This is a genomic window from Streptomyces sp. NPDC054863, assembly GCF_053610825.1.
The window spans coordinates 1-13,586 of the sequence record NZ_JBSGZD010000216.1 but is presented as its reverse complement, the minus strand read 5'-3'; the positions used below and the strand labels follow the sequence as shown (position 1 = coordinate 13,586).

Sequence of the window (13,586 nt, the reverse complement as noted above, 5' to 3'; positions counted from 1 at the left end):
GTTCGCGGTTCGCGGTTCGCGGTTCGCGGTTCGCGGTTCGCGGTTCGCGGTTCGCGGTTCGCGATCATGGTCCGGATAGCGCGTATCACTCGGGCCCACAACCCCCTGGCGTCAGATCGTTTCGCCGTCCCCCGGCCACGACACGGTATGACATGGCACCGTACGACAGCGGCCGGAGGGCGGGGAACCGGTCTCCGTACCCCAGCCCGGGTCCAGCCCCGGCCCGCATCCCCGCACCTCAGCCCCCCGAAGTCGTCACCTCCTCCTTCGTCTCCGGTGCCCACGCCACCGACGCCACCGTGCCGAGCAGCAGTACCCCCGCCAGCCAGTACATCGACCAGCTCAGGCCGATCGACTCCAGGCTCACCGGCAGGACGAACGTGCCGACCGCCGAGGCGATGCGGCTCGTGCCGTTGAGGAAGCCGACGCCGGTGGCGCGCAGGTGGGTGGGGTAGAGCTCGGCCGGATAGACCTGGGTGAGGTTCGATGCGCCGGCCATGACGAAGGTGTAGACGAGGAACGGGATCATCAGGGCCGTCGTCGAGGCATGGGTGAGCGCGCCCATCAGGGCGAGGGCGGCCGTCATGACGGCGAAGGTGGCGATGACCAGGGGGCGGCGGCCGGTGCGTTGCAGGAACCACAGGCCGGTCACTCCGCCGGCGAGGAGGAAGAGGTTGAGGAGGAGGTTCTGCAGGTCGGCGTCGTCGACGTTCAGGGCGAGGAGGATCGTCGGCATGAACGTGTAGATGGCGAAGTAGGGGAGCACCTGCGCGCTGTAGAAGACCAGGCCGAACCAGGTGCGGCGGGACTGTCCCGGCGCGAACAGCTCGCGGTACGCGGCCCGCGAGGTGGAGGACGGGGCGGCGGCCGTTGCGTCGATGTCGCCCAGCTCGGACTTCAGGTACCTGCGCGCGATGTCCCTGGCCTCCTCCACCCTGCCCTGGCTGACCAGCCAGCTCGGGGATTCCGGGGTGCCGATGCGGAGCAGGAGGACGAGGAGGGCGGGCAGCGCGCCCGTGGCGAGCAGGACGTAGGCCGTTTCCTCCGTCTTGCCGAGCCAGGATCCCAGGATGCCCGCGAGCACGTACCCGACCGTCCACATCACCGTGAGGGAGCCGAGCAGCAGTCCGCGCAGCCGCTTCGGTGCGAACTCCGACAGCATCGTGGGGCCCACCGCGTAGTCCGCGCCCAGGCCGAAGCCGATCAGGACGCGGAGGGTGAAGAGGACCGCGGGGTCCTTCGCCCAGAGCTGGAGGGCGGAGGCGACGGTGATGAGGACGAAGTTGTAGATGTAGAGCTTCTGGCGGCCGATGATGTCGCCGACCCGGCCCAGCACGATGCTGCCGAAGAAGAGGCCGATCAGGGCCGAGGCGCCGAGGAGCCCCTGCCAGACGCCGGAGAGGTGCCGGGCGTCGGTGAGGGTCGCCAGGACCGCGCCGATCATGCCCAGCGCGTAACCGTCGGAGAAGTTCGCGCCGAACGTCGTCGCCGTCACCCGCAGATGGAAGGGGCGCAGGGGCGCGGCGTCGAGCGAAGGGGCGAGCGCCGCCCCGTCGCGGGGACGTGCGGCAGGGGTGGACATCGGCTGGTACCTCGCCTTGTGTCGGGGCCGGGGCTCGTGACGGTTTCCGTACGGCTCCTGTGTGGGGGGGCTTCCGGCACGGGTTCGGGTACGGGCTCCCGTATGAGAGCGAAGGGTTCCCGTACGCGACCTGTGTCGGAGAAGAGCCATCCTGCCCCGGTACGACCGTTTGTCACGGCACCTCAGGAGTGGTGTGCCACACCTCCAGGACCGCCTCGATCGCCTCCGCCACCCGCGTACGCGCCTCCCGCCTCGCCGCGCCCGCCATCAGCAGGGCGTCGTACGGGGTGTCGTCGTGCCGTACGGACGCACGCACCGCCGCCGTGACCGCGCCCTCGTCCAGCGCGCGGCCCGCCGCGCTGCGGCCCACCCGGCCGCTGCCCCTGACCGAGGCGTGCGCGGCGATCGCACGGGCCCGTTCGGGCGGGCAGCCGGGGAAGAGGGTACGGACGGCCTCGGTGAACGCGGCCGTGAAACGGGTGTCCTCGACGGCCCGCCGGTCCGCGTCGCGCGCCCGCCGGCGGGCGCGGGCATCGGCGTCCGCGAGGCAGGCGGACTCGGCGCGCGCGAGGGCCGCCTCCTCGACGAGCAGGCCCTGGCGCTCGTACCGCCTGCGGCGCTTGTCGTGGCGGATCACGACCGCCCACAGCGAACTCCCTTCACGGGCGCGGCGGGTGAGGGCCGCGTCGCCGCGCGGGAGGAGGACGAGGTGGCCGAGGTCGGCGCAGTCCAGACAGCGCGGGGCGTTGTATTCGAGGATCAGGAGGGGGAGCGGGCCCTGTCCGCACTCCGCGCAGCGGACCCGGCGCAGGGGTTCGACGACCACGAGGGGAGCCACGAGGTTCATGGGGAGGGGATACCGCCGACGGAAGCCGAATAATCGTTGGAGCGCGGGGAGTTCGGGCTGTTAGTTTTCCGGCGTGGCGAAACTCAATCAGATCATCGCAGTCGAGAAAGGCGTCAAGTCCAAGGCTCATCCACCAAGGACTGGGCGAATTGCGAGGCGCGGGCCGATGTCGCGGTCGACGGGCGGGTTCTGCTGAATTCCGTTCCCGTCTCCTACCTCCTTTTCCTTGAGAAGCAGTTGACGGACGTCCACACCTTCGTGCGCAAGCTGCCGGTGCTGGACGCCGCCGAGTCGTGGGCGCAGGATCCGTCGACGGACGCCTGGAAGACCGACCCGCCGGTGCGCACGGTCCGTACGAAGAAGGTGCCGCGCAACCATGTGAAGGCGGAGGCGACGGAGAAGCACCCGGCACAGGTCGAGGTGTACTACGAGGACATTCCGGTCGGCTACTGGACGACCGTGAAGTTCTCCGGGGCACTTCCCGCGCGACGGGTGAACGAACTGCTGGGGCGGGTGGAGAAGCTCCAGCAGGCCGTGAAGTTCGCCCGCGAGGAAGCGAATGGCGCGGAAGTCACCGATCGGCATGCGGGTGACGTCGTATTCGGTTACCTCTTCGGGTAACCGCCCACAACTCCCTCGCCGCCATCGCGCGGTGGGGGTGCGCCAGGAGCGCAAGCTGAAGGTGAAGCTTGTCGTGACGGATGCGGTCCCGCCAGTCCTGACGAACTGGCGTGGGCGGCGATCAATCTCAGACTATTGCTCCAGATTCAGTATTCGCCGTCGATCACCGGATCGACCGGGCAGGGGCCCCTTTCGCCGTATGCAGGTTCGAGTCCTGCCCGCGCAGCCATTTCTTCTCCGATGCGCGGTAGTTCAATGGCAGAACGCGGTGATGTAACGAATGACCCTTGTCCTCAAGTGTGCCGGTGTGTGCATGACGACGGCATTCACAGGGCTCGGGGGCTGGCCAAAACCCCCGAGTCCGCTCCGGCATGTCCGGACGCGTACGGGCGACCGGTCCGGGTCGTAGATCCGGTAGCCGTTGTCCGGACGGTGCGACGTGAGCAGGCCCGCCTGCTCGTGGTGCCGCAGCGCGCGGGCCGTCGTGCCCGTCGCCCGCGCGAGCACCCCGATGCGCGTGTCCGTCGCTCCTCGTGACTTCGGGGAATTCGTATCACGCGGCTCGGACAGTCGGCCTTCGCGTGCTCAGGCGACCACCGCGCCCCCGTCCACCGCCAGTACGGTGCCCGTCACGAACGACGCGGCGGGCGACGCGAGTGGGGTGATCGCCCAGGCGACTTCCACCGCCCAGCTGCGGGTGAGGAGTTCGAGCGCCGCCTTCGTCGAGGCGTACACGGAGTCGCCGGGCCAGGCGCGCTGCCCGACGGAGGTGCTGACGTTCACGACCACACCGCCGCGGTCGCCGAACGCGGGCAGCGCGGCCTGTGTCAGGAGCACAGGGGCGATCAGGTTCGTGGCGAACTGCACCTCGATGCCGGTGCGGGTGAGCGTGCCGAGGACGCCGTCGCCGACGATCCCGGCGTTGTTGACGGGGGCCGGGCGCTCGGCTCATCGGCGACCATGGCCGGGTGCTCGGCTCATCGGCGACCATGGTCGTATGGAGTTCCGACCGGTCACCTGGGAACGCCTCGCCGAGGCCCTCACCGACCATCTCGACGCCCGGACGCCCTCCGACGGCAGTCCCTGGCTCAAGGTCGCCGTGGACGGAGCGCCGGCGGCGCGTACCGGCGAGCTCGCCGGGCGGATCGCCGCGGGGCTGCGGCTGCGCGGGCGTACTGTCCACGTCGTCGACACCGGGGGATTTCTGCGGCCCGCCTCACTCCGCTTCGAGTACGGCAAACAGGACCCGGACACGTACTCCGACGGCTGGTTCGACACCGGCGCCCTCTGGCGGGAGGTTTTCGGACCGCTCGAAGCAGGTGGCAGCGGCCGAGTGCTGCCCGACCTCTGGGACCCGGCCACCGACCGCGCGACTCGCAGTCCGTACGTCCAACTCCCGCCCGGAGGCGCCCTGTTGTTGCATGGCCCGCTGCTGCTCGGCCGGTGGTTCCCGTTCGACCTGGCGGTGCACGTGCGGCTTTCGACGGGCGCACTCGCCCGCCGTACCGACGAGAACGAGCAGTGGACGCTGCCCGCTTTCGTACGGTACGAGGACGAGGTCGGGCCGTCGGAGGCCGCCGATGTGGTGGTACGGGCGGACGACGCGCGGCATCCGGCGTGGACGGGGCTGCCGTCCGGCTGAGCGGGGCCGGGGCCGGGAACGGGGCTGGGGCCTGAGCGTGCGTACCCCGTTCAGCCCTACCGGTGGCTGCGGCTCCCGCTCCGGCTGCGATTGCGGTTGCCGGACTTGAAGCGGTCCAGGGCGGCTACACCGATCGCGGCCAGACCGATCTGGATCAGCCACTCGATCCAGTCGACGCCCTTGGTGTCGTTCACGCCGAACGCCTCGGCGATCGCCGCGCCCGCCAGTGCCGCGAGGATGCCTACGGCGATGGTCCACAGGATGCCGATCCGCTGGCGGCCCGGGACCACGAGCCGGCCGAGCACACCGATGATGATGCCGATCACGATCGCGCTGATGACGCCCGAAATCTCCATGGCCGTAGCTCCCTGTAGAGGCTCATGCCTTCGCTGGTGCCCCAGCCGGTGCTGCGCTGGTGCCCTGGCCGGTGCTCCTGCTTGTGCCCGTCGTACGCACCGGTACGCCCTGCCTGGATTGCCGGTTCCCGCCGCCTCGGCGAACATCTGGGGTGTATGCGGCGTGGGGCTACGTGCGTCCGCCGCCGGGCCTGAAGGGACACCGCCATGGCCAGTGCGCCGGGTATCGATCTGCACCGCGTCTTCGATGCGCCGCGGGAGTACGTGTACCGGGCGTGGACCGAGCCGGAACGCTTCGCCGCGTGGTTCGGGGCCGCCCTCGACGTGCCGGTGGACGGGGTGCTCCTGGACGTCAGGGCCGGCGGGGCCTGGCACGCGACGATGTTCGAGCCGGACGGCGGTGAGGTGCCGTTCTGGGGCGAGTACCAGGAGGTCGTGCCCCCGGAACGGCTGATGTTCACCCTCGCCGACGCGAGCTCCGACGACGGCGCGGAGGGGGAGCTGGTGAGCGTCACCTTCACGGAACTGGGTGACGGACGGACCGGGATGTGGTTCCAGCAGATCGGCGGGAACCGCACCGCCGAGCAGTACGCCGCGGCGGAGTCGGGCTGGTCCGCCTTCTTCGACCGGCTGGCTTCGGGCCTGGCTGAAGAGGCGCGAGGTGGCGGCGCTAAGGTGACCGGCCATGACGACTATTGATCAAGTTCCGGCAGCTCCTGCCTCCTTCGCCGTGCACATTCCGGAAGCCGAGCTGGAGGTCGAGCCGCTCGACCCCGAGCAGATCGTCTCCGGCGATCCGGTGGTCACGGGCAAGGTGCTGTGGGAGTCCCCGGACGGCAAGCAGCTGCGCGGAATCTGGCAGATCACACCGGGTGTGGTGACCGACACCGAGGCCAACGAGCTGTTCGTCGTGGTCAGCGGTCGCGCCACCGTCGCGGTGGAGGGCGGCGCGACCCTGGAGATCGGTCCCGGTGACGCGTGCGTGCTGCGCGAGGGCGACCGTACGACCTGGACGGTGCACGAGACGCTGCGCAAGGCGTACCACATCAGCCTCTGAGGCCTCCTCAGCCGATGGCCTCATCAGTCTCTGAGCGGCTCCTCGGCCTATGAGAGGTCCGCCGGTCAGTCGGTGCGGGCCCCCGCCTTCGTACGGGCCGTGAACAGCGCCAGCGCCGCCATCGGCAGCAGCAGAAGGGCGCCGGCCGCGTTGAGCCAGCCGTAACCGGCCTGCGCGACGATCAGGCCGGCCGCCGCACCGCCGATGCCCGCCGCCGAGTTCATCGTCAGGTCGGACAGGCCCTGCACGGCGGCGCGGGCGGGCTGCGGCACGGAGTCCGTGAGCAGTGCGGAACCCGAGACCAGACCGGCCGACCAGCCCAGACCCAGTACGAAGAGACCGGCGGCGGTCTGCCCGTGGCTGCCGCCGGACGTGCCCGCCAGCAGCGCGGCGAGCGACAGCAGGCCCGCCGCCAGACCGATCACCGAAAGCCGGCCCAGCCGGTCGGAGAGCCAGCCCATCACCGGTGAGAACGCGTACATCCCGGCGATGTGGCCGCTGATCACCAGACCGACCAGCTCAAGGCCGGCGCCGTGGTGGCCGAGGTGGACGGGGGTCATCGTCATGATCGACACCATCGCGGTGTGTGTGACGGCCACCGTGACGAGGGCGAGCCGGGCCCGCGGGGACGCCTTCACGGCGGCGATGCCCGCGCGCAGCGAACGGCTCGCTGCGGACTGTTCTTCCTGCGGGGCCAGCGCCCGCGCGGTCAGGAGGGGGTCCGGGCGCAGCAGGACGGCGACGACCACGCCCGTGACCAGGAAGATGACGGCGGCCCACAGGAACGGGGCGGCCGTCACGGGTATGGAGGTGCCGGAGAAGACCCGGCCCGCCGGGGCCGCGATGTTCGGACCCAGGACCGCGCCGATGGTCGTCGCCCAGACGACCGTGGAGATCGCCCTCGCCCGCCGGTCCGGGGCCGCCAGGTCGGCCGCGGCGAACCGGGCCTGGAGGTTGGCGGACGAAGCGGCGCCGAATCCGGCCATGCCGACGAGCAGCAGCGGGAAGCTCTTCGTCAGCGCCGCGACCACCACGAGGACGGCACCCAGCGCGCCGATCAGATACGCGAGGACCAGACCGGGACGCCGCCCGCGCGAGGTCATCAGCGAGGCGAGCGGTACGGACAGCAGCGCCGTGCCGACCACCGAGGCGGTGGGGGCCAGCCCGGAGACCGCCTCCGTGCCGCTGATCTCGGTGGCCAGGACGGGGGCCAGCGCGATGCCGATGGGGACGCCGAGGCCGCCCAGTATCTGGCTGGTGATGAGCACGGCGGTGGTACGCCGCCGCAGCGCGGGCAGGTCTTCGGCGGCCACCGGGGGCGCGGGTGCGACTACGGGTGCGGCTACGGATGCCGACGCGGGGGTGGATACGGAAGCAGGCGCGGGCGGCAGCACCGGGACGGTGTCGGCGGCGAGCCCGCCGGTACCGGGTCCGGGCTCACCGGGCCCTGGCAGCGCCTCTGCGCAGGGCTGCGGGTCCGTGTCCTCGGCCTTGCTGTCCCTGTCTGCCTTGCTGTTCCTGTCGGTGGTGCTCACTTCGTACACGCCTCTCCGCCGTCGAAGCCCGTGCGGACGCCGAACGCCCTGCGACTGGGGAAGAACAACACGGGGAACCCGACCGCCGTGCCCCCGATACGGGGCGTGTACTTGTCAAAGATTCTCGTCACCGCCGCAGTGTGCCAGCCCGTACCCTCCAGAACACCGGGAATTCCGACCCCGCTGCCCGCCTCGCCGCCCCGCTCTGCCCCGCCGCCCGGACGGTGCTCGGTGTCCGTGGTCAGAATCAGAACAGTGGCTGCGGCAGCACCCCCTCCAGCGCCAGCAGCACCCGCTTGGTCTCCAGACCGCCGCCGAACCCGCCGAGGCCGCCGCCGCTCTCCACCACGCGGTGGCACGGCACCACCACCGGCAGCGGATTCGACCCCATCGCCGCCCCCACCGCCTGCGCCGCGCCCGGCTGCCCGACCCTGGCGGCCAGGTCGCCGTACCCGACGACCGCGCCGTACCGCACGCCGTCGTTCAGTGCGCGCAGCACCTGCCGGTTGAAGCCCGACGTCAGCGACCAGTCCAGCGGGAGGTCGAACTCCCGCAGCGTGCCCGCGAAGTAGGCCGCGAACTGGCGGACCGGCTCGGCCAGCCGGCTCGACGCGGGTATCGGATCCGCCGCCGCGACCGGCTCGGCCCCGAGCCGCGCCGCCAGCATCTCCAGGGCCTTACCCCGGACCTTCTCGTCCGCGTGGAAGACCACGCTCACCAGTCCCGCGTCGGTCGCGGCCAGCAGGAGCGGGCCGATGTCGCTGTCGACGACGGCCCACTCGACACAACTCGCACGTGGCTCGGTGCTGTTCACGTCCACCACCGTACGACCGGGCACTGACAACGCGCCCCGACCTGCGGAAAGAGGCTGTTCAGCGGCGCACTGCGTCCCGTACGACGTCCGGCTTGTTGCTGATGATCCCGTCCACGCCGAAGTCCTTGGCCTTCTTCGCGTTCACCACGTCGTCGACGGTCCAGGTGTTCACCCTCAGCCGCTTCCCGTGCGCGCCCTTCAGACGGTGCACGGCCGCCACGTACTCCCTGGTGATCGTCCCGTGCTGCGGGTTGATCTGGTCGGTGTACGCCGCGAACTTCGGCAGGTCGGCCACGGCCGGCGTGCCGAGGAATCCGGTGGTCAGGTCGGGCCGCTGCCGGTGGACGGCCTGCACGCTCGCCGCGTCGAAGCTCTGCAGCACCAGCCGGGACCGTACGTGGGCGCGGTCCAGCCAGCCCTCCTTGCGCAGCACCTTGAGGATGTCCTTCTCGATGCCGGGGTAGAGGGCCGGGTTCTTGACCTCCATCAGCAGCTTCTGCCGGTTCTTCTCGACCCGGTTCAGGTACTGCTTCAGCGTCGGCACGCGCGTACCGGCGTAGGCCGCGCCGAACCAGCTGCCCGCGTCGAGCCTGCGGACCTCGGCGGCCGTGAAGTCCTTGATCTTCCACGGGGCTCGGCCCGGGAAGACCTGCTCCACATTGGTGGTGCGGGCCAGGGAGTCGTCGTGGACGATCACCAGCTCGCCGTCCTTGGTGCGCTGGACGTCGTTCTCGACCCAGGCGACGCCGAGGCGGTCGGCACGGTCGACGGCGTGCAGGGTGTTCTCCGGCGCGTACCCGGAGGCTCCCCGGTGGGCGATGACGGCAGGGCTGGGGGAGGTCGTTCCGACGGGGCCCGCAGCGGGCTGGACGACACCGGCGGTACCGCCCGCGAGTGCGGTGAGGGTGGCGGCGACAGCGAGCGTGAGCATGGAGTTCTCCTTGCGCGAGACGGCCCGGGCGATCGAGCGTGACACCTGCGCGCCAACGCGGAACAGGTGAGGAATGGCCATGCGGTGAACGATGTGACGTACCCGGGCATTACGCGTCGTGACAGATCCGGTACGGAGACGCAACTTCGGCGGACTGGGGGAACGGACGCACCCGCAGGCCCGGGGAACGGACGCACCCGCCGACCTCGCCCCGGGCCCGTCGAACCCTGCCCGGCCTGCCCCGGACCCGCGATCACCGCGTGAGTGTCAGTGGTGGGTCGTACGGTGGTTGCATGCGGCCCGTTTCCAAGATCGAACGTACGGTGGCGCCTTTCGAGGTCGTCAGTCCCTACCAGCCCAGCGGTGACCAGCCGGCGGCCATCGCCGAGCTGGAGAAGCGCATTCGCGCAGGTGAGAAGGATGTCGTCCTGCTGGGTGCGACCGGCACCGGCAAGTCGGCGACGACCGCCTGGATGATCGAGAAGCTCCAGCGCCCCACGCTCGTCATGGCGCCCAACAAGACCCTCGCCGCCCAGCTGGCGAACGAGTTCCGCGAGCTCCTGCCGAACAACGCGGTCGAGTACTTCGTCTCGTACTACGACTACTACCAGCCCGAGGCGTACGTCCCGCAGTCGGACACCTACATCGAGAAGGACTCCTCGATCAACGAGGAGGTCGAGCGGCTGCGCCACTCCGCGACGAATTCGCTGCTCACCCGGCGCGACGTCATCGTGGTCGCCTCCGTCTCCTGCATCTACGGCCTGGGCACGCCGCAGGAGTACGTGGACCGCATGGTCTCCCTCAAGGTCGGCGACGAGATCGACCGCGAGGCCCTGCTGCGCCGCTTCGTCGACATCCAGTACAACCGCAACGACGTGGCGTTCGCCCGCGGCTCCTTCCGGGTCCGCGGCGACACCATCGAGATCTTCCCGGTGTACGAGGAACTGGCCGTCCGCATCGAGATGTTCGGCGACGAGATCGAGGCCCTGTCCACGCTGCACCCGCTCACCGGCGAGGTCATCAGCGAGGACCAGAGCCTGTACGTCTTCCCGGCCAGCCACTACGTGGCGGGACCGGAGCGGATGGAAAAGGCGATCAACGGCATCGAGAAGGAGCTGGCGGACCGCCTCGCCGAGCTGGACAAGCAGGGCAAGATGCTGGAGGCCCAGCGGCTCCGCATGCGTACGTCGTACGACCTGGAGATGCTCCGAGAGATCGGCAGCTGCTCCGGCATCGAGAACTACTCGATGCACTTCGACGGCCGTGAGCCCGGCACCGCCCCGCACACCCTCATCGACTACTTCCCCGAGGACTTCCTGCTGGTCCTCGACGAGTCGCACGTCACCGTCCCGCAGATCGGCGCGATGTACGAGGGCGACGCCTCCCGCAAGCGGACGCTTGTCGACCACGGCTTCCGGCTGCCGTCCGCGATGGACAACCGGCCGCTGAAGTGGGAGGAGTTCCAGAAGCGGATCGGCCAGACCGTCTACCTGTCCGCCACCCCGGGCACGTACGAACTCTCGCGCGGCGACGGCTTCGTGGAGCAGATCATCCGCCCCACGGGCCTCGTCGACCCGGAGGTCGTCGTCAAGTCGACCGAGGGCCAGATCGACGACCTGGTGCACGAGATCAGGAAGCGCACCGAGAAGGACGAGCGCGTCCTGGTCACCACGCTCACCAAGAAGATGGCCGAGGACCTCACCGACTACTTCCTCGAACTGGGCATCCAGGTCCGCTATCTGCACAGCGACGTCGACACCCTGCGCCGCATCGAGCTGCTGCGCGAACTGCGCGCCGGTGAGTACGACGTCCTGGTCGGCATCAACCTGCTCCGCGAGGGCCTCGACCTGCCCGAGGTGTCCCTGGTGGCCATCCTCGACGCCGACAAGGAGGGCTTCCTGCGCTCCGGGACCTCCCTGATCCAGACCATCGGCCGCGCGGCGCGCAACGTCTCCGGCCAGGTCCACATGTACGCGGACCGGATCACCCCGGCGATGGCGAAGGCCATCGACGAGACCAACCGCCGCCGCGAGAAGCAGGTCGCGTACAACAAGGAGCGCGGCATCGACCCGCAGCCGCTCCGCAAGAAGATCAACGACATCGTCGCGACGATCGCCCGCGAGGAGGTCGACACCGAGGAACTGCTCGGCAGCGACTACCGGAAGCCGAAGGCGGGCAAGGACGCCAAGGCGCCGGTCCCGGCACTCGGCGGCAAGGCCGCGAAGGTGGCGAAGGGCAAGAAGGGCGCCGAGGTCCTCACCGACCGCCCGGCGGCCGAACTGGCCCAGCAGATCGAGGAGATGACCGACCGGATGCGGGCCGCTGCGGCGGAGCTCCAGTTCGAGGTGGCGGCCCGGCTGCGCGACGAGGTCGGCGAACTCAAGAAGGAGCTGCGGATGATGAGGGAGGCGGGACAGGCCTGACGGAGGAGCGGGACGGGGGCTCCGGTGCGCCGCGGGACGGCCGTGTCGCGGAGTGTTGCAGGACCGACACAAAACGCACCGGAGTTGCGACCGCGTCGGGCGGACTGCGTAGGGTGCTGCACAACCGCACACACGGGCGGTCGTGTGAGTTTGTGGAGAGGGGTAGCGCGTGACGGTCAACATGACCAAGGGCCAGGCGATCAGCCTGCAGAAGAGCGACGGGGGAACCCTGACCGCGGTGCGGATGGGGCTCGGCTGGCAGGCGGCGCCGCGCCGTGGTCTGTTCGGCTCGCGCACCCGCGAGGTCGACCTCGACGCGTCGGCGGTGCTGTTCGCCGACAAGCAGCCGGTGGACGTCGTCTTCTTCCGGCACCTGGTCAGCGACGACGGCTCCGTCAAGCACACCGGTGACAACCTGGTCGGTGGCGCGGGCTCGGGCGGCGACGACGAGTCGATCCTCGTCGACCTCCAGCGCGTCCCGGTGCACATCGACCAGATCGTCTTCACGGTGAACTCCTTCACCGGCCAGACGTTCCAGGAAGTGCAGAACGCGTTCTGCCGCATCGTCGACGAGACCAACGGCCAGGAGCTGGCCCGTTACACCCTCGACGGCGGCGGCCAGTACACCGCCCAGATCATGGCGAAGGTGCACCGCGCCGGTGCGGGCTGGCAGATGACGGCCCTCGGCAACCCGGCCAACGGCCGCACCTTCCAGGACCTGATGCCGTCGATCCTGCCGCAGCTGTAGACAGGCACAGCACTACGGCCGGACCTGACGACAGCCAGGATGTCACGGCAACACCGCAGCTCCCGGAGGCTTCCAGCCGTCGGGAGCTGCACCGCATGCACGGCACCGCAAGCAGCAGCGCACACCGACGGTGGGGGAGAAAGACGATGACGGCCGAGCTGGTCCGGGGGCAGAACCACCCCCTGCCCCAGGCCCGTTGGGAGATCCGGATCTCGGCCGGCCAGCCGGTCGTCGCCGGAGCCACGCTCGGCGACGAGCAGGGCACCGTGCGGGGCGCCGAGCGGGTGGCCCACCCCGGCTCCCACCAGCTGCCCGGCCTTGAGGTGTCCCGGCAGGCCGCCGCCGACCACCGGCTCGCCGTCGACCTGGGCGCGCTGCCCGAGGACGTCCACCGGGTGAACGTGCTGCTCGCCCTGCCCTCCGCCGCGGGATTCCCGGCCCGCTTCGGCGCGGTCGCCGCACCCTTCGTCGCCGTGACGGGCCTGGACGGCGCCGAGGTCGCCACCTACACCCTCACCGGCCTGGACGCCGAGTCCGCCGTCGTCGCCCTGGAGCTCTACCGCAGGGGCGACGCCTGGAAGGTACGGGCCGTCGGCCAGGGATACGCGGGCGGCCTCGCCGAGATGCTGGCCGACCAGGGACTCCCGCAGGCCCGCGAGCTGGCCGCCACCATCCAGGAAGCGGTCGGCCGGGGTCTCGCCCGCTCGGTGGCCGCGCCCCCGCCCCGCACCCCTGACGGCGACCGGGCCCGTCGCACCCCGCCCGCGGCCCGCCAGGGAGCGGCGCCCTCGGACGCGGCACGCCACGACGCCTCGGCCGCCGAACCCACCGCCCCCGGAGCCGGGCCACAGCCCGCTTCCGGAACCGGGCCGCAACCTGCCTCCGCCACCGGGCCGCAGTCCGCCCCCGGAGCGCCGTCCGGCGCCGCCCCGCCCGAGCGGCCGGCCGCACCGCAGGGGCCGCAGTCCCCGCCCGGCGGCCCCGTCAACTACAGCCACCCCCGCCGCAAGCCGCCGGCGCGGCCCGCTCC

At 70.8% G+C, this 13,586-nt stretch carries 14 protein-coding genes and 2 pseudogenes; 7 read left to right on the top strand and 9 right to left on the bottom strand.

The genetic code is table 11. The annotated features are described in order from the left end of the window. Window positions 1–238: 238 nt before the first annotated feature. Window positions 239–1,582, bottom strand: coding sequence for an MFS transporter (locus ACWGIG_RS28615; protein WP_453324570.1), 1,344 nt, complete (start codon window positions 1,580–1,582; stop codon window positions 239–241). A 172-nt stretch (window positions 1,583–1,754) separates the two neighbouring features. Next, entirely contained in the window at window positions 1,755–2,429 is a 675-nt protein-coding gene (locus ACWGIG_RS28610) for a DUF2293 domain-containing protein (protein ID WP_453324569.1), read from the bottom strand. 126 nt (window positions 2,430–2,555) lie between these two features. Here ACWGIG_RS28610 and ACWGIG_RS28605 point away from each other — a divergent pair. Then, a pseudogene (locus ACWGIG_RS28605) lies at window positions 2,556–3,050 on the top strand (DUF7873 family protein); the annotation flags it as partial. Between the two features lie 252 nt (window positions 3,051–3,302). Here the strand turns inward: ACWGIG_RS28605 and ACWGIG_RS28600 are convergent. Both ACWGIG_RS28600 and ACWGIG_RS28595 read right to left on the bottom strand, forming a co-directional pair. Beyond that, complete coding sequence (locus ACWGIG_RS28600; RefSeq protein WP_453324568.1) at window positions 3,303–3,557, bottom strand: MerR family DNA-binding transcriptional regulator; 255 nt, start codon at window positions 3,555–3,557, stop codon at window positions 3,303–3,305. Between the two features lie 78 nt (window positions 3,558–3,635). Then, window positions 3,636–3,980 (bottom strand): annotated as a pseudogene (locus ACWGIG_RS28595) (SDR family NAD(P)-dependent oxidoreductase); the annotation flags it as partial. Between the two features lie 67 nt (window positions 3,981–4,047). Here ACWGIG_RS28595 and ACWGIG_RS28590 point away from each other — a divergent pair. After that, window positions 4,048–4,692 carry a uridine kinase gene (locus ACWGIG_RS28590; RefSeq protein WP_453324567.1) on the top strand — a complete coding sequence of 215 codons (645 nt, stop codon included), beginning with the start codon at window positions 4,048–4,050 and terminating at the stop codon, window positions 4,690–4,692. Between the two features lie 56 nt (window positions 4,693–4,748). Here the strand turns inward: ACWGIG_RS28590 and ACWGIG_RS28585 are convergent, their stop codons facing one another. Next, window positions 4,749–5,048: a GlsB/YeaQ/YmgE family stress response membrane protein gene (locus ACWGIG_RS28585; protein ID WP_453324566.1), complete on the bottom strand. Its 300-nt coding sequence runs from the start codon at window positions 5,046–5,048 to the stop codon at window positions 4,749–4,751. 207 nt (window positions 5,049–5,255) lie between these two features. Between ACWGIG_RS28585 and ACWGIG_RS28580 the strand changes: the two genes are divergently transcribed. Then, on the top strand, window positions 5,256–5,747 hold the full coding sequence (locus tag ACWGIG_RS28580; protein ID WP_453324565.1) for an SRPBCC family protein: 492 nt from the start codon (window positions 5,256–5,258) through the stop codon (window positions 5,745–5,747). Further along, entirely contained in the window at window positions 5,734–6,105 is a 372-nt protein-coding gene (locus tag ACWGIG_RS28575) for a cupin domain-containing protein (RefSeq protein ID WP_453324564.1), read from the top strand. The genes ACWGIG_RS28580 and ACWGIG_RS28575 overlap by 14 nt, the downstream gene beginning before the upstream one ends. 65 nt (window positions 6,106–6,170) lie before the next feature. Here ACWGIG_RS28575 and ACWGIG_RS28570 read toward each other — a convergent pair whose 3' ends face one another. The 4 genes from ACWGIG_RS28570 to ACWGIG_RS28555 all read right to left on the bottom strand — a co-directional run bounded on the left by ACWGIG_RS28570 (window position 6,171) and on the right by ACWGIG_RS28555 (window position 9,385). After that, window positions 6,171–7,418 (bottom strand): MFS transporter, encoded by a 1,248-nt coding sequence (locus tag ACWGIG_RS28570; protein WP_453324573.1) that lies wholly within the window; start codon window positions 7,416–7,418, stop codon window positions 6,171–6,173. A 218-nt stretch (window positions 7,419–7,636) separates the two neighbouring features. Then, entirely contained in the window at window positions 7,637–7,771 is a 135-nt protein-coding gene (locus tag ACWGIG_RS28565; RefSeq protein ID WP_453324563.1) for a hypothetical protein, read from the bottom strand. Window positions 7,772–7,887: 116 nt separating this feature from the next. Beyond that, the gene (locus tag ACWGIG_RS28560) at window positions 7,888–8,478 is read right to left on the bottom strand and encodes a methylated-DNA--[protein]-cysteine S-methyltransferase (protein ID WP_453324572.1); all 591 of its coding nucleotides are present in this window, start codon (window positions 8,476–8,478) and stop codon (window positions 7,888–7,890) included. A 34-nt stretch (window positions 8,479–8,512) separates the two neighbouring features. After that, a complete protein-coding gene (locus tag ACWGIG_RS28555; protein ID WP_453324571.1) occupies window positions 8,513–9,385 on the bottom strand; it encodes a glycerophosphodiester phosphodiesterase in 873 nt (290 codons plus the stop codon). A gap of 293 nt (window positions 9,386–9,678) precedes the next feature. Here ACWGIG_RS28555 and uvrB point away from each other — a divergent pair, with 293 nt between their 5' ends. The 3 genes from uvrB to ACWGIG_RS28540 all read left to right on the top strand — a co-directional run. Next, complete coding sequence (uvrB, locus tag ACWGIG_RS28550) at window positions 9,679–11,808, top strand: excinuclease ABC subunit UvrB (RefSeq protein ID WP_453324562.1); 2,130 nt, start codon at window positions 9,679–9,681, stop codon at window positions 11,806–11,808. Window positions 11,809–11,977: 169 nt separating this feature from the next. Next, the gene (locus ACWGIG_RS28545; protein ID WP_453324561.1) at window positions 11,978–12,556 is read left to right on the top strand and encodes a TerD family protein; all 579 of its coding nucleotides are present in this window, start codon (window positions 11,978–11,980) and stop codon (window positions 12,554–12,556) included. Between the two features lie 146 nt (window positions 12,557–12,702). Further along, window positions 12,703–13,586 (top strand): TerD family protein (locus tag ACWGIG_RS28540; RefSeq protein WP_453324560.1); only part of this gene is annotated, 884 nt, incomplete at its 3' end.